13 protein-coding genes, 2 tRNA genes and 1 rRNA gene are annotated in these 14,838 nt (G+C 68.9%); 2 read left to right on the forward strand and 14 right to left on the reverse strand.

The features are described 5' to 3' along the window. Positions 1-59 precede the first annotated feature (59 nt). A 16S ribosomal RNA gene (locus FJK98_RS25950) occupies positions 60-1,574 on the reverse strand. Positions 1,575-2,237: 663 nt separating this feature from the next. Here FJK98_RS25950 and FJK98_RS25955 point away from each other — a divergent pair. Continuing rightward, the gene (locus FJK98_RS25955; RefSeq protein WP_088647105.1) at positions 2,238-2,462 is read left to right on the forward strand and encodes a hypothetical protein; all 225 of its coding nucleotides are present in this window, start codon (positions 2,238-2,240) and stop codon (positions 2,460-2,462) included. A gap of 41 nt (positions 2,463-2,503) precedes the next feature. On the opposite strand, the gene FJK98_RS25960 is transcribed toward FJK98_RS25955, so the two are convergent. From FJK98_RS25960 to FJK98_RS25985, 6 genes are all read right to left on the reverse strand, one after another. Further along, a complete protein-coding gene (locus tag FJK98_RS25960) occupies positions 2,504-3,301 on the reverse strand; it encodes a carbon-nitrogen hydrolase family protein (RefSeq protein WP_145921322.1) in 798 nt (265 codons plus the stop codon). A gap of 290 nt (positions 3,302-3,591) precedes the next feature. Next, positions 3,592-4,887, reverse strand: a complete 1,296-nt coding sequence (gene clpX / locus FJK98_RS25965; protein WP_145921323.1) for an ATP-dependent Clp protease ATP-binding subunit ClpX — start codon at positions 4,885-4,887, stop codon at positions 3,592-3,594. 213 nt (positions 4,888-5,100) lie between these two features. After that, positions 5,101-5,763: an ATP-dependent Clp protease proteolytic subunit gene (locus FJK98_RS25970; RefSeq protein ID WP_030333536.1), complete on the reverse strand. Its 663-nt coding sequence runs from the start codon at positions 5,761-5,763 to the stop codon at positions 5,101-5,103. A gap of 10 nt (positions 5,764-5,773) precedes the next feature. Beyond that, a complete protein-coding gene (locus tag FJK98_RS25975) occupies positions 5,774-6,415 on the reverse strand; it encodes an ATP-dependent Clp protease proteolytic subunit (protein WP_067310650.1) in 642 nt (213 codons plus the stop codon). A gap of 171 nt (positions 6,416-6,586) precedes the next feature. Next, a complete protein-coding gene (gene tig, locus FJK98_RS25980; protein ID WP_145921324.1) occupies positions 6,587-7,939 on the reverse strand; it encodes a trigger factor in 1,353 nt (450 codons plus the stop codon). A gap of 157 nt (positions 7,940-8,096) precedes the next feature. Further along, a tRNA-Pro gene (locus FJK98_RS25985) sits at positions 8,097-8,170 on the reverse strand. 237 nt (positions 8,171-8,407) lie between these two features. On the opposite strand from FJK98_RS25985, the gene FJK98_RS25990 reads away from it, so the two are divergent. Next, a tRNA-Gly gene (locus FJK98_RS25990) sits at positions 8,408-8,481 on the forward strand. Positions 8,482-8,534: 53 nt separating this feature from the next. Here FJK98_RS25990 and FJK98_RS25995 read toward each other — a convergent pair. The 7 genes from FJK98_RS25995 to FJK98_RS26025 form a co-directional block, all read right to left on the reverse strand. After that, a complete protein-coding gene (locus tag FJK98_RS25995; protein ID WP_240762357.1) occupies positions 8,535-9,893 on the reverse strand; it encodes a site-specific integrase in 1,359 nt (452 codons plus the stop codon). Continuing rightward, a complete protein-coding gene (locus FJK98_RS26000; RefSeq protein WP_018831717.1) occupies positions 9,893-10,111 on the reverse strand; it encodes a helix-turn-helix domain-containing protein in 219 nt (72 codons plus the stop codon). Before FJK98_RS26000 ends, FJK98_RS25995 begins: the two co-directional genes overlap by 1 nt. Next, positions 10,108-11,928 carry a replication initiator gene (locus tag FJK98_RS26005; RefSeq protein ID WP_145921325.1) on the reverse strand — a complete coding sequence of 607 codons (1,821 nt, stop codon included), beginning with the start codon at positions 11,926-11,928 and terminating at the stop codon, positions 10,108-10,110. The genes FJK98_RS26000 and FJK98_RS26005 overlap by 4 nt, the downstream gene beginning before the upstream one ends. Then, positions 11,925-12,545 (reverse strand): DUF2637 domain-containing protein, encoded by a 621-nt coding sequence (locus tag FJK98_RS26010; RefSeq protein ID WP_145921326.1) that lies wholly within the window; start codon positions 12,543-12,545, stop codon positions 11,925-11,927. The genes FJK98_RS26005 and FJK98_RS26010 overlap by 4 nt, the downstream gene beginning before the upstream one ends. Continuing rightward, positions 12,542-13,918 (reverse strand): FtsK/SpoIIIE domain-containing protein, encoded by a 1,377-nt coding sequence (locus FJK98_RS26015; protein WP_240762359.1) that lies wholly within the window; start codon positions 13,916-13,918, stop codon positions 12,542-12,544. Before FJK98_RS26015 ends, FJK98_RS26010 begins: the two co-directional genes overlap by 4 nt. Positions 13,919-13,956: 38 nt before the next feature. Further along, positions 13,957-14,184, reverse strand: coding sequence for a hypothetical protein (locus tag FJK98_RS26020; protein ID WP_240762361.1), 228 nt, complete (start codon positions 14,182-14,184; stop codon positions 13,957-13,959). A gap of 166 nt (positions 14,185-14,350) precedes the next feature. Then, positions 14,351-14,779, reverse strand: a complete 429-nt coding sequence (locus tag FJK98_RS26025) for a hypothetical protein (protein ID WP_205789219.1) — start codon at positions 14,777-14,779, stop codon at positions 14,351-14,353. Between the last annotated feature and the right edge of the window lie 59 nt (positions 14,780-14,838).

The following is a 14,838-nucleotide window of genomic DNA, read 5'->3' on the forward strand; positions in this document are numbered from 1 at the left end:
GACCCGACATCCGCAGGCCGCGGGCTCCATACCGGCTTTCACCGGATGGTGCTCCTTAGAAAGGAGGTGATCCAGCCGCACCTTCCGGTACGGCTACCTTGTTACGACTTCGTCCCAATCGCCAGCCCCACCTTCGACGGCTCCCTCCACAAGGGTTGGGCCACCGGCTTCGGGTGTTGCCGACTTTCGTGACGTGACGGGCGGTGTGTACAAGGCCCGGGAACGTATTCACCGCAGCGTTGCTGATCTGCGATTACTAGCGACTCCGACTTCACGGGGTCGAGTTGCAGACCCCGATCCGAACTGAGACCGGCTTTTTGGGATTCGCTCCACCTCACGGCATCGCAACCCATTGTACCGGCCATTGTAGCATGCGTGAAGCCCTGGACATAAGGGGCATGATGACTTGACGTCATCCCCACCTTCCTCCGAGTTGACCCCGGCAGTCTTCGATGAGTCCCCGCCATAACGCGCTGGCAACATCGAACGAGGGTTGCGCTCGTTGCGGGACTTAACCCAACATCTCACGACACGAGCTGACGACAGCCATGCACCACCTGTGACCGCCCCCGAAGGACCTCCCATCTCTGGAAGTTTTGCGGCCATGTCAAACCCAGGTAAGGTTCTTCGCGTTGCATCGAATTAATCCGCATGCTCCGCCGCTTGTGCGGGCCCCCGTCAATTCCTTTGAGTTTTAGCCTTGCGGCCGTACTCCCCAGGCGGGGCGCTTAATGCGTTAGCTGCGGCACAGGGAACCGGAGAGGCCCCCCACACCTAGCGCCCAACGTTTACAGCGTGGACTACCAGGGTATCTAATCCTGTTCGCTCCCCACGCTTTCGCTCCTCAGCGTCAGTATCGGCCCAGAGACCCGCCTTCGCCACCGGTGTTCCTCCTGATATCTGCGCATTTCACCGCTACACCAGGAATTCCAGTCTCCCCTACCGAACTCTAGCCTGCCCGTATCGACCGCAGGCTTGGGGTTGAGCCCCAAGTTTTCACGGTCGACGCGACAAGCCGCCTACGAGCTCTTTACGCCCAATAAATCCGGACAACGCTCGCGCCCTACGTCTTACCGCGGCTGCTGGCACGTAGTTGGCCGGCGCTTCTTCTGCAGGTACCGTCACTTGCGCTTCGTCCCTGCTGAAAGAGGTTTACAACCCGAAGGCCGTCATCCCTCACGCGGCGTCGCTGCATCAGGCTTCCGCCCATTGTGCAATATTCCCCACTGCTGCCTCCCGTAGGAGTCTGGGCCGTGTCTCAGTCCCAGTGTGGCCGGTCGCCCTCTCAGGCCGGCTACCCGTCGTCGCCTTGGTAGGCCATCACCCCACCAACAAGCTGATAGGCCGCGAGCCCATCCCAGGCCGAAAAACTTTCCACCCCCCACCATGCGACAGGAGGTCATATCCGGTATTAGCCCCCGTTTCCGAGGGTTATCCCAAAGCCTAGGGCAGGTTACTCACGTGTTACTCACCCGTTCGCCGCTCGAGTACCCCGAAGGGCCTTTCCGCTCGACTTGCATGTGTTAAGCACGCCGCCAGCGTTCGTCCTGAGCCAGGATCAAACTCTCCAACAAAAACCTGTCGAACAGCAATCCCGACAACAAACATGTTGCCAAAGGAATCCCAAACCAACCAAACCCGAAGATTCAGCCGGCACGGGGTATAAAACAATTGGCACTGGCTTTACAAGCACCCTGTTGAGTTCTCAAAGAACAACCACACACCAACCAGACCACCGCACCAACGGCCACCCAGTCGGGGCAACTTCCCTAAGCTACTTGGACCGAATTTCGCTGTCAAATTCGCTGTCGCGATCCGCCAGCCTGGTTCGACCGTATCCACGTTGCACCGCATACCGTTTCCGGCAGTCGTTACGATCGTGGGAATCGGCAGACCGGCCGGCATCCGCTTTCGCGGTGCCCGCCCGGCTCCCTGCCGGCTTCAGAACTCTACCCGGTCGGCTTCGCGTTCGCAACCCCAACTTTCGGAGCACCTCGCACCGCCCGATCCTCAGCATCGCTCGGCGTCTCCGCCACGATCCTGGTGCCCGTTCTCGGCCGGTTCGTCCGGCCTCCCGCGTGCAGAGAGAAAGTTACGCGGACGTCCCACGGAAGGCAAATCAATGATCGTCACTGCTCTCGTCGGCGGGCGTCGCCTGCCGACATCCGGCCCTACCGGTGTCCCACCCGCGTACCGAAACAACGCCGAGGTGGCCGATCCGTGCCAGAGTGGCTGCCATGGATGAGGCGTCCCGCTCCCCCACGGTCACCCTCGCCGACGACGCACTGCTGGGACTCCTGCTGCCCTTCTGGCAACTGGTGATCGCGGCGGTCGTCCTCGTCGTCGTCGTACTGTCGGTCGTTCGGCTGGCCCGACGCGGACCCTCCAGGATGGGAACGGCCCTGCTGGTGACGGCGGCGGCGATCATCGCGCTGGCGGTCGTGGGAGTGCTGCTGAGCTGACCGACGCCCGGCACCCTCGGCGGGCCCGCCTGCCGAGCCGCTCAGAGACGGCGGTTGGCCAGGCTGGGCAGCTCGGCCCGGATCGTGCGCAGCCGGTCCAGGTCGAGGTCGACCACGGTGAGACCCGGCCCGTCCGGCACCTGACCGAGCACCGTGCCCCACGGGTCGATCACCATGCTGCGGCCGAAGCACGTCCGGCCCGGGTCGTGGTCACCGGTCTGCCCCGCAGCGGCCACGAAACACTGGTTCTCGATCGCCCTGGCCCGCAGCAGAACCTCCCAGTGGTCCCGGCCGGTGTGCATCATGAACGCCGCCGGCACGACCAGCAGGTGCGCACCCCCGTCCGTGGCGAGCCGACGGTACAGCTCCGGGAAGCGCAGGTCGTAGCAGATGGTCAGCCCCACCCGCAGACCCTCCACGTCGACCACCACGGGTTCCGCTCCGGGTGCCACCGTGGCGGACTCCCGGTAGGACACCCGACCGGGGATCTCCACGTCGTACAGGTGGATCTTTCGGTAGCTGGCGGCGAGGACGCCGGAACGGTCGAAGACCAACGAGGTGTTCCAGGTGTGCGCCGGGTCCGGCCCGACCTCGTGGAAGGAGCCGGCGACCAGCCAGATCCCCAGTCGCCGGGCCACCTCGGCGAAGAAGGTGCCCACCGTCCCGTCCACCCCCTCGGCCGGCGGCATCCCCTCGGCCCGGCCGAGATAGTCGACGTACTCGGGAAGGACCGCCAGGTCGGCACCGGCCGCCGCGGCCCGCACGAGCAGGGCCTCGGCGGCGGCCAGGTTGGCCGACCGGTCGTCGCGGGCGTTGAGCTGGCAGACGGCGACGCGCATGCTGCCCAGGGTACGGGCGGACGGCGATCCCGGGACAGTCCGCGACCCGGAGAGGCCGGAACGTGGACACCCGACCGGCTGCGCCACCCGGGACGGGCGCTCGGACACCCACGGTCGATCACAGGGGCACACCGTGAACGCCCGGAGCGCCACCGAGGGGCGACCGCGAGCCGAGGGTGTGGGACCGGGGTGGGCGGCCGGTCAGGTGGCGGTCAGGGTCGAAACGCCCGTACACGCGGAAGCACGGCCCCGGGCGGGGGCCGTGCTTCCGACGGTGGAAGGGGTGTCGGTCAGGCCGACTTCTCCTCGCGGTCGCGACGGGCCCGGCGACCGGTGAACTCGCGCGGCACGATGGTCGGGTTGACGTTCTCCAGCACGGCCTCGCGGGTGATCAGCACCCGGGCGGCGTCCGGGTTGCTCGGCACCTCGTACATGACGGAGAGGAGGACCTCTTCCATGATGGCGCGCAGGCCACGGGCGCCGGTGCCGCGGAGCATGGCCTGGTCGGCGATCGCCTCCAGCGCCGGCGGCTCGAACTCCAGCTCGACGCCGTCCAGCTCGAAGAGCCGCTGGTACTGCCGGACCAGGGCGTTGCGCGGTTCGGTGAGGATGCGCACCAGGGCGGAACGGTCCAGGCTGCGCACGTTGGTGATCACCGGAAGCCGGCCGATGAACTCGGGGATCAGCCCGAACTTGAGCATGTCCTCCGGCATCACCTGGCTGAAGATGTCGTCGGTGGAACGCTCGGAGACCGACCGGAGCCGGGCGCCGAAGCCGGTGCCGCCGGAGCCGGTGCGGGCCTCGATGATCTGGTCGAGGCCGGCGAAGGCGCCACCGCAGATGAACAGCACGTTGGTGGTGTCGATCTGGATGAACTCCTGGTGGGGGTGTTTGCGGCCACCCTGCGGCGGCACGTTCGACACCGTGCCCTCCAGCATCTTGAGCAGGGCCTGCTGCACCCCCTCGCCGGAGACGTCCCGGGTGATCGACGGGTTCTCCGACTTACGGGCGATCTTGTCGACCTCGTCGATGTAGATGATGCCCGTCTCGGCGCGCTTGATGTCGTAGTCGGCGGCCTGGATCAGCTTGAGGAGGATGTTCTCCACGTCCTCGCCCACGTAGCCCGCCTCGGTCAGCGCGGTGGCGTCCGCGATGGCGAAGGGCACGTTGAGCATCCGGGCCAGGGTCTGCGCGAGGTGCGTCTTGCCGCACCCGGTCGGGCCGAGCAGCAGGATGTTGGACTTGGCCAGCTCGACCGCGTCGCTGCCGGAGCCGGGGGCGTTGGCCGCCTCGGCCTGGATGCGCTTGTAGTGGTTGTAGACCGCCACCGCGAGCGCCTTCTTGGCCTGGTCCTGGCCGACGACGTAGTTGTCGAGGAACTGGCAGATCTCCATCGGCTTGGGAAGCTCTTCCCACTTCACCTCGCCGGACTCGGCCAACTCCTCCTCGATGATCTCGTTGCAGAGGTCGATGCACTCGTCGCAGATGTAGACCCCTGGGCCCGCGATGAGCTTCTTGACCTGCTTCTGCGACTTGCCGCAGAACGAGCACTTCAGTAGGTCGCCGCCGTCACCGATCCGTGCCACCTACGTTCTCCCTGCACTCGTCGACCGGAGACCGGCCCTGAACCGCGGACGCCGGAGCGCCCGTCCGTGGTGAAATCCGTTCCGCCGGTCCGACCCGGCCACGCCGTACGGACCCGACGTTACCCGCTGGCGAGGGTTTCTCCGACCCCCAAAACGGGTGTGTCAGAGGCCGGCCGGGAACTGCTCACCCGACCGGCCTCCGACCGGTGGTGCTCAGCGGGCCGCGTTGGCGGCCAGCAGGCCCTTCTTGCGGCTGGTCAGGATCGTGTCGACCAGTCCGTACTCCTTGGACTCCTCGGCCGTCATGATCTTGTCACGGTCGATGTCCTTGCGGACCTGCTCGATCGGCCGGTTGCAGTGCCGGGAGAGCATGTCCTCCAGCTGGGTGCGCATCCGCAGGATCTCCCGGGCCTGGATCTCGATGTCCGAGCCCTGCCCGTAGCCGCCCTCGGTGGCCGGCTGGTGGATGATGATCCGCGAGTTCGGCAGCGCCATCCGCTTGCCCGGGGTGCCCGCCGACAGCAGCACCGCCGCCGCGCTGGCCGCCTGGCCCAGGCAGACGGTGGAGATGTCCGGCCGGACGTACTGCATGGTGTCGTAGATCGCCGTCATGGCGGTGAACGAACCACCGGGCGAGTTGATGTACATGATGATGTCGCGGTCCGGGTCGGTGCCCTCCAGCGTCAGCAGCTGCGCCATCACGTCGTTGGCCGACGCGTCGTCGACCTGGACGCCGAGGAAGATGATCCGGTCCTCGAAGAGCTTGTTGTACGGGTTGGACTCCTTGACCCCGTACGAGGTGCGCTCGACGAACGACGGCAGGACGTAACGGTTGTGCACGGCCGCGAACTGGGGCGGCAGGCTCAGATCGGTCATCGTCAGCTCCTCAGCTCAGGGTCCCGGCGCCATCCGGAACCTGCGTGGCCCCGATGATCACCTTGTCGATGAAGCCGTAGTCCATGGCCTCCTGGGCGGTGAACCAGCGGTCGCGGTCCGAGTCGGCCTCGATCTGCGCCTGGCTCTGCCCGGTGTGGTGGGCGACCCGCTCCTGGAACATCCGCTTGGTGTAGAGCATCTGCTCGGCCTGGATCGCGATGTCCGACGCGGTGCCACCGAGGCCACCGGACGGCTGGTGCATCATGATCCGCGCGTGCGGCAGGGCGTACCGCTTGCCCTTGGTGCCCGCGCAGAGCAGCAGCTGACCCATCGAGGCGGCCATGCCCATCGCCACGGTCGACACGTCGTTGTCGATGTACTGCATGGTGTCGTAGATCGCCATGCCGGAGTAGACCGAGCCACCCGGCGAGTTGATCCAGAGGAAGATGTCGCGGTCCGGGTCCTCCGCCGCGAGCAGCAGCAGCTGGGCGCAGATGCGGTTGGCGACCTGGTCGTTCACCTCGCTGCCGAGGAAGATGATGCGCTCCTTGAGCAACCGGTTGTAGACCGAGTCGTCGAGGTTGCCAATGGTGTCGCCACCTCGGGCTTCGATCGCCCGGAGCGGCTTCGCTGGGATGTGCATGTCGGTCATGGCAGCCCTTCGCTCTCCGTACCGTCGTACCCGACATTAACCGCTCCACCGGGTGATCGACTCCCGCTCGCGGCACTGTTCGCTCTCAGCGCAGCAGGCTCGGGACGTACCCGGAAAAGGGGTTCGGCCGCCGTGCGCCGCAACGGGCGGACGGCGGCCGACCGGGTCGGATCAGTGCTCGTGGTCGTGGTCGTGCGCCTGCTCGCTCTCGGCCCGCAGCGCGTCGAGGGTGACCTCGTTGCCGGCCGAGTCCTTGATCTTGATCTTCTCCATCACGGAGGCGAGCGCCTTGCCGCGCCGCACGTCACCGAAGACGGCGGCGGCGGCACCGGAGCGGACCAGCTGGTCGTAGTACTGCTGCGGGGCCATCCCGGCACGCTGCGCCCGGTGGACGATCTCGTGGCCGAACTCGTCGTCGGAGACCTGGGTGTCCTCGGCGTCGGCCAGGGTGTCCAGCAGCAGCTGGATCTTGACGCCCTCGGTCGCCGCCTCGGTCAGCTCGGCGTCGATCTGCTCCTCGGTCTTCTCCTCGGCGGCGAGGTACTCCTCCATCGAAGCGCCGATCCGCTCCAGCTGGTCGACCATCGCCTGCTTGCGGCTCTCGACCTCCTCGCGGACGACACCCTCCGGCGCCGGCACCTCGGCGGCGGCGACGAGCTGCTCCAGGGCCTTGTCCCGGGCGGCGTAGATCTGCTCGACCCGCTTGCCCCGGGTGACCTTCTCCCGCAGGTCGGCGCGCAGCTCGTCGATGGTGTCGAACTCGCTGGCCATCTGGGCGAAGTCGTCGTCCAGCTCGGGCAGCTCCTTCTCCTTGACCGTGCGGACGGTCACCGCCACCTCGGCGTCCCGGCCGGCGAAGTCGCCGCCCACGAGCTGGGTGGTGAAGGTGGTGTCGTCGCCGGCGGCGAGACCGACCAGGGCCTCGTCCAGCCCCGGCAGGAGCTGCTTGCTGCCGACCTCGTGCGAGATGTTGCTCGCCGAGCCGCCCGGCACGTCCTCGCCGTCGACGGTCGCGTTCAGGTCGATCTGCACGTAGTCGCCCTCGGCGGCGGCCCGCTCGACGGTCTTGAGCGTGGCGAACCGCTCGCGCAGGTTCTTGACCTGCTCGTCGATCTCGGTCTCGTCGATCTGCAGCTCGTCGACGGTCACCTCGACGGTGGCCGGGTCCGGCAGGGTCAGCTCGGGCCGGACGTCGACCTCGGCGGTGAAGTTGAGCGAGTCACCGTCGTTGAACTCGGTGATCTCGACCTCCGGGCGGCCGAGCGTCTTGAGGTCGTGCTCGCGCACCGCGGCGAGGATGTTCTGCGGGATGGCCTCCTGCACCGCCTCGTTGAGCACGGTGCCCCGGCCCACCCGCTGGTCGATCACGGCGGCCGGGATCTTGCCCCGACGGAAGCCGGGAACCTGGACCTGCTGGCCGATCTCCCGGTACGCCTTCTTGAGGCTCGGCTCGAGCTCGACGAACGGCACCTCGATGGCGAGCCGCACGCGCGTCGGGCTCAGAGTCTCGACGGTGCTCTTCACAGGCGTACTCCTTGACGGATCTCAGTGGTGGGTCTGGGTCTGGGCGTGATTGCGCGCATCGAGTGTAGGCGAGCCGGGACGCTGCTCCGGCAGCGCCCGGCGAACCGCACGGATCGGCGTCGCCTCCCGGGGGGGTGATCCCGGGATGCGCACGCAGTCGGGGTGGCGGGATTTGAACCCACGGCCCCTCGCTCCCAAAGCGAGTGCGCTACCAAGCTGCGCCACACCCCGTGGCGAAAGAAGTGTATGCCGTCGCGCCCCGCCCGGGATGCCGGGGCGTCCCCACACCCCCTCCGGCGGGCCGCCCGGAAAGCCACCCGGGTCGGTGATCAAGAGGTTTGCGTCAAGTTGATCGCCGCAGGTGACGCAAACCTCTTGATCACCGGGGCCGAGGCGCGGGGAATGCCGGTGCGCGGGGGGTGGAGGGAGCGGGTAAGGTGTGGGCGCGTCCTGGTGTACGGGGCGTTTGCGGGCGTAGCTCAATGGCAGAGCTTCAGTCTTCCAAACTGACGGTGCGGGTTCGATTCCCGTCGCCCGCTCCACACCTTCCGGCCCAGGTCAGCGGCATACTCGCCGAGCCTGGGCCGTTCTCGTACTAGCCCTCTTTGATCTTGCGTGCCATTGGCGTGCCAGTAGCGCCGGCCGTGTCGCCCGAGGCGGGTCCGCGTGCCGGGCGGGCCGTTTTCGTGCCCTTGGCCGCCCTACGGGCCGCCGGCTTCGCCTCGGTCGCGTTCCGCTTCGCCGGCTTGTCCTTGGACGCCTTGGCCGGGGCCTGGCTCGGCTTGACCTTGGACGTCGCTCCCTTGCCCTTGCTCGACCTGGCCGTGGCCGCCGCCCGCTTCGCCTGCTTGGTGATCCGGCGGTCCATGCCGTCGGCGATCTCCCGGTCGCGCTCGCTGTTCGCATGCTGGTAGATCAGCGCGGCCCGCATGCTCGCGTGCCCCATCCGGTGCATCAGGTCCCGGGTGCTGGCCCCGGTCGCCGCCGCCAGGTTGTTGCCGGTGTGCCGCAGGTCGTGGAAGTGGAACCCGGCCGGCATGCCCGCCGCCCGCAGCGCCGACGCCCAGCCGACCGCCCGGCGGAAGTTGCCGGAACGCAGCACCGCCCCCTTGTCCCCGGTGAAGACCAACGCCTCCGGCCCCTCCCCCACGTACGCGGCCAGGTGGTCCGCGAGCACCGTCCGGGCCGCCGCCGGAAGGGTCACCGTACGGTTACCCGCCGCAGACTTCGGCGGACCGAACTCCATCCCGTTGCGCAGTGCGGCCAGCTTGCGCGGGACGCGGACCGTGCCGGCCGTGAGGTCGACGTCCGAGCGCCGCAGCGCCGCCAGCTCGCCCCAGCGCAGACCGGAGAACGCAGCGACGATCACCAGCGCGGCGAACCGGGGCGGCATCCGCTCGGCGAGCGCGAGCACCTGGGCGACGGTCGCCACCGGGCGCTCCGGCGTGTGATAGCGGTCATAGCCCGGGATACGGCAGGGGTTCTGCCGAATCAGCTCGTCTTCCTTTACGGCGGTATTGAGGATCGCCCGCAGCAGTGAGTACGCCTTGACCGCCTGCGGCTCCGTCGTACCGCCGTCGAGCAGGGTGCGCCGCCAGGTGCGGATGGTCTGCGGCTTGATCGCGCCCAGGGCCAGCGCGCCGAGGTGGGGGCCGATGTGCAGCCGGAACAGGTCCTCGTAGTTCTCCCGGGTGCGCGGTTGGAGCTTCCGCTCGGCGATCCAATTCCGGCCGTACCCGTCGAGCTTGATCTCTCCCGCTTCCGGTGCCGTCCACTCCCCCTTGATGATCTCCGACTCCACCACGGTCAACCACTTGGCCGCCTGGCGCTCACTCTCGAAGGTGCGCGGTGCCTTCCGCTCCAACCCGTCCGGCCCGACGTACCGCGCCTGGTACCGCCCCGACGGGAGGCGACGCACGTTGCCGAAACGCCGCCGGCCCTTGCTGGCCGCCATCAGGCCACCTCCCCCAGGTAGTCACGCAGGTGCGCCCGGGTCATCGGTACGACCCGGTTGCTGTCGATGTAGGCGGCGACGGCCGACGCCTCGAAGCGCACCAGGCGGCCGACCTTGACGAAGGCGATCCGTCGTTCGGCGACCAGCCGGCGGACGAATCGCGGGGTTGCCTTGAGCCGAGCGGCGACCTCGTCAGCGGTCAACAGCTCGTCGTTCATGCGGTTACTCCTCCCAGGCTTACGGCCGCGAGCGCGGCGGGTGGATCGGTCGTCGCTGCGGTGGTCGCTGTTCGTATCCGGGCGGTGTCGAGGTCTGCGCGCCAGCGGATGCGGGCGGAGATCGCTCGGAGGAGTCGGTGTTCGAGAGGTGGGACGTCGGGGTCTTCGGGTCGGGCGAGTTCGAACCGGTACCGCTTCGACCCGTCCGGTTCGTCGGCGGCCTGGTCGTGTTCCTCGGTGTCGGCCATGCCGCCGGCGAGGATCGCCCGCACCCAGGCCCGGTTGTCCGCCCGGTGGTCGGCGAGGGTTTTGCCGGACCACTGGCGGGAGACGAGCACGCGGCGGCCGGTGAAGCCGAGGGTGGAGCGTTGGTGGACCTTCCCGGTGCACCGGCCGGGCGTCAAGCCCGCCTTGACGCCGTCCGGCTGAACGCCGTAGAGCAGCCAGTTCGCGCACGTCGGGGAGCACGGCAGCACGGACAGTTCCGCGTGCAGGCGGTCGAAGTGTGCCTTCTGGGCGTCGGATCGGGGCTTGGCCTGGTCGGTCAGGTCTTTGGTGACGTACTTCGTCACGTAGCGGATGGAGCGTTCGGCGTCGCGGGTGCCCTGCTCGATACCTCGGGCGTCGATCCGGCCGAGGCGGGCGACGTAGGCGGGTCGGCTGTCGGGTTCTTCCAGGGCGTCGAGCGCTTCGCCCCAGGTGGGCAAAGGTTGGCGGGTCTTGGGGTCGACGTACGCCTGTCGGTCGACGTCCCACACCGGTGGCTTGTCGACGCGGTAGACCATCTCGTCGAAGGACGGCCACCACACTTGGTGGTACGTCGCGGCGGCGATCTGCTTGAGCAGCCGACGCGGGAGGGTACCCCGGATGGCGAAGTGGGCGTGTGGGGCCAGTCGACGTTGCAGCTCCACCGCCCCCGCGTACTGGACGTTCCAGCCGGCGGCGCGGCGGACGTTCTGCCACCACCGGTCGAGGATGCGGGCGAAGTGGATCGAGTCCAGGGCTGCGCGCCGGTAGTCGTAGGTGGTCGGGTCGACAGGGGTGCTGAGCACGTCATCGTGCGGGCCGTGCCGTTGTCCGCACTCGCAGGGCGCGACGTAGGTGCCGCGTCGTAGGTGGGAGTGCACGGGTCCGTGGGAGCCGAGGGTGAGCGTGATGAGCATCGACGGCCGGTGGGTCTTCCCGGCTTTGCCGGAGTAGGCGCGGCCGACGGTGCGCGGGTCGACGGGCAGCCGGGGCAGGTCCGGGGAGTCCTGCCGCCGCCGGGTCGACCGCTTGCGGCGGGGTCGTTCGTCGCGGTCTTTGGGGGTGAGGTGTCCGCGCAGGCTGGTTTCGCCGAGGGCTTCGTCCAGTTCGGCGATGGCGGCGTCGATCTCGGCCAGGTGGGTGGCCCGCTCGTCGGGGGTGAGGGGTTGGTACTGGATGGCTTCGCGTTCGAACTCCAGATGCGCCCGGACCCGGACCAGGGCGAGCACGTCCTCGCCGGGCTTGTCGGGGCGGATGGTGGGTTCGTCGGTGAGGTGCCAGCCCTCGCGGATCTGTTGGATGCGCAGCCGCCGGCCCTTCTCGGCGCACGGCTTGCACTTCGCCGCCAGGGTCGCCCCGCAGGGCACCTCCACCACCTCGGTCAGGCCGGTAGTGGTGTCGGTGCGGCGCAGCGCCAGAGGCCGGACGCAGACGCCGTGTTGTTCGGCGAGCTGCTTGAGCGCGTCCTTGGCGAGGGGTTTGCGCATCCGGTCCGCCCGCGACCCCGGCCGAGGCTGCTCGACCTCGGGCGGGGTTGGGGTCGTGGTGGGGAAGAGTTCCTGTTGGGTCACCGGTCACGCTCCGCACCGCTGGCACCGTTGCGGGGTGCGAACGCCGCCGCTGACACCGGCACGAGCCCCGGCCGCTGCACCGCCATCGGTCGGGCCGGTTCGACGGTCACCGCCTGGTCGACGTCGACCAGGCGCAGAGGTGGCCGTTCGTCGGTCTGGTCGTCTTCGGGCGACCACTCGCCCCAGTCGGAGCTATCGGCCGACGTGTCGCCGGCCGCCGGCACCGAGACGGCAGGAGTGGTGGAGAAGACGAGCTTGGACAGCCCCAGGAACGCCAGAGCGGGCACGGCCGACAGCAGCCACCCGGACAGGCTCGGCTGAGCCACGGCCAGTTGCGCCGCCAGGGACAGCGCGACGGCGCAGACAAGCAGGAACAGCGGGTAGCCGACCGGGCCGCCCGTGCGGCGGCGACGGCGGATGGTCAGCAGCGCCGCCAGAGGGAGCAGTTCGGAGATGGCGGCGTTGGCCCAGCCGAACCAGTCCCCGGTACCGGCCGGCGAGTTCGCCATGGTCCAGTCGTGGACGTGGGTGAACGACGCCGCGCCGGCCAGCCCGCCCACCGTGAGGACGATGAGCACCAGGACCACGCCCTCCACCCGCTCTGCGTTGGACTTCACGAGGTCACCCCCTGATCGGTGTCGCCGAGGCGGCGGTAGTCGCGGCCGAGCTGCCGGATGTCGTCATCGGTGAGGTAGGCGAAGCGAACCCGGAGGGGTTCGCGGACGCCGTCGAGGACGGCGAACCCCACCCCGGGCGACGACTCGGGGATGCGGTCGCACAGGGCGCCCCGGTCGCGGGCGGCATCGCCGAGGACCATGTCCACCTGCTCCGGCTCGGTCAGCCGCAACCCGATGCGGGTCGGGAACAGGTCGCGGAACGGGAGTACGTCCTTGCGCGGGTCTTGGAGCGCGGCGACCACGTGCACGCCGACCGCCCGGCCCTGGGAGAGCAGGAGGCCGAGTGATTCCTTGATCCGGTCGCGGACCTTCCGGTCAGTGATGTATGCCGTCAACGCCGCCATCTCATCGACCACCAGGACGAGCAACGGCTCCTCCACCGTCGGCACATGCTGGCGGGTCACCCCGCTCAGTCGGGCCGCCCGCAGCCGCATCCGCTTCACGGCGTCGTCGAGGACGCCGGCCATGCTGTCGGGGTCGTCGTAGGCGAACCGGGCGAACAACGGCACCCCCGCCGCCAACTCCATGCCGCCCTTCGGGTCGAACGCCCACACCTCCACCAGCCCCGACCGGATACCGCCAGCCAGGGAGCGGATCAGGGACCACAACACCGACCCCTTGCCCGACCCGGTCGCCCCGGCGATCAGCACATGCGACCCCGACAGACGCAGCCGATACGGCCGCCCGTCCTCGCCGACCCCGAGGGCGAGCCCGTCCAGGGCCGGCACCTCGGGCACGGGCAGCGGCGCGACGACACCGGCGAGGGGGTCCCGGCGTACGAACCGCAGCACCACCCGATCCGGCCGGGCAGCCGACCGCGCCTGCCCGGTGCGCAGGCGGAAGGCGTAGGCGAGGCGTTCCGCGGCCTGCCCCCAGTCGTCCGGGATCTGCCCCGGTAACAACCGGACGGTCAACTCATCGCCGAACCTGTCACACCGCACCTTGAGCAGGTGCGGGACGTAGCGGTCCCCGGCGAACGCGGTCGCCAGCCCACACGTCGCCATCACCGACGCCCACCGCCGCCGGTAGACGAACAACATCCGCACCCGGGCGACCAGTGGATACCAGCCGAACCGCAGCCACGACGACCGGTGCCACCGCCACCACGCCCCGCAACCGGCGGCCACCGCCAGGACGACGCCGGCCAGGACCAGGCCCCCGAACTCCGCCCGCACCCACAGGACGAGCACGGCCGGAGCGGTCAACCACCAGTAGCGGACGGCGAGGACGGTGAGGCGGAGCAGGCCCCGGGCGAGCCACCAGAACACCAGCAGCCATCCCGGCACCCGCCACGCCGGCAGACGCACATTCATCGGAGCTACCGGGATCTTCTCCCCCGGGATGATGTTGATCAGAGGCACAGGTCACCACCCCGACCCGGACGACCCAACGTCGCGATGCACGACCGGCACGACATCCGCCGCAGGTCGAACCGACGCGGCTTCACCCACCGGCAGCAGTACGGGCAACGGATCGCACACACCCGCGCCGAAGCCGGCGGCAACCGCAGCACCGACCGCAGGACGGCCTCCGCCTCCCGGTAGGCGTGCCGCAGACCGACCAGACGAGTACGGGACATCAGGACCACCGCCCGCACAGGCGGCGACCCTGCGAGGGGATCAGGGCAGGGGGAACTACGGTGGGCATCACGCCCTCCTTCACCAGATGAGGGATGGGAGAGCGCGGGACGGGTCGGGACTCTTGGCGGGGAAACGACCCGCCCCGCGCGCACAAGCAAGGTGCGGTCAGGCCACCACCGAGCCGGGAACGGCCGACGCCGGACGGATTGCGGTCGCCCGCAGCGAGTACGCCATCCGCGAGCGGCAGTCACCCGACGACCGGCCCGGCTTGCACCGCTGCGAATCCACGTACGGGGTCAGGGTCAGGCCCTCGAACTCCACGGCCGGCGGATAGCCGGGCACGGTCGACGGCGGCGGCACCGGCTGCTGGGCCGCGACGACCTTGACCTTCGCCTCCGTCGACCGGCCGAACTTCCCGGCCTCCGGGTCCAGGTCCATCACCCGCACCACCCAGACCCGCTCCCCCGTCTCCTTGTCCCGCGCCTGGTTGTCCGCCTCACCCCGCCGCTCGAAATCAATCTGCGGCGACACCCCCAGGCACAACGCACCGGCGGGGAACACGTACTCGGACGGGACCGGCACCTTCAACGTCATCGGAACCACGCGAACAGCCTCCTAGCCTTACCAGTCGTCTTCCTGACAACCGGTTGATC

The organism is Micromonospora sp. HM134, assembly GCF_007833915.1.
Taxonomy (GTDB): domain Bacteria; phylum Actinomycetota; class Actinomycetes; order Mycobacteriales; family Micromonosporaceae; genus Micromonospora; species Micromonospora wenchangensis.

Bases quoted from the DNA above. Each gene is read 5' to 3' on its own strand.
- FJK98_RS25955 (WP_088647105.1), top strand. From the start codon at position 2,238: ATGGATGAGGCGTCCCGCTCCCCCACGGTCACCCTCGCCGACGACGCA.
- FJK98_RS25960 (WP_145921322.1), bottom strand. From the start codon at position 3,301: ATGCGCGTCGCCGTCTGCCAGCTCAACGCCCGCGACGACCGGTCGGCC.
- FJK98_RS25970 (WP_030333536.1), bottom strand. From the start codon at position 5,763: ATGACCGATCTGAGCCTGCCGCCCCAGTTCGCGGCCGTGCACAACCGT.
- FJK98_RS25975 (WP_067310650.1), bottom strand. From the start codon at position 6,415: ATGACCGACATGCACATCCCAGCGAAGCCGCTCCGGGCGATCGAAGCC.
- FJK98_RS25995 (WP_240762357.1), bottom strand. From the start codon at position 9,893: ATGGCGGCCAGCAAGGGCCGGCGGCGTTTCGGCAACGTGCGTCGCCTC.
- FJK98_RS26000 (WP_018831717.1), bottom strand. From the start codon at position 10,111: ATGAACGACGAGCTGTTGACCGCTGACGAGGTCGCCGCTCGGCTCAAG.
- FJK98_RS26015 (WP_240762359.1), bottom strand. From the start codon at position 13,918: ATGAATGTGCGTCTGCCGGCGTGGCGGGTGCCGGGATGGCTGCTGGTG.
- FJK98_RS26020 (WP_240762361.1), bottom strand. From the start codon at position 14,184: ATGTCCCGTACTCGTCTGGTCGGTCTGCGGCACGCCTACCGGGAGGCG.
- FJK98_RS26025 (WP_205789219.1), bottom strand. From the start codon at position 14,779: ATGACGTTGAAGGTGCCGGTCCCGTCCGAGTACGTGTTCCCCGCCGGT.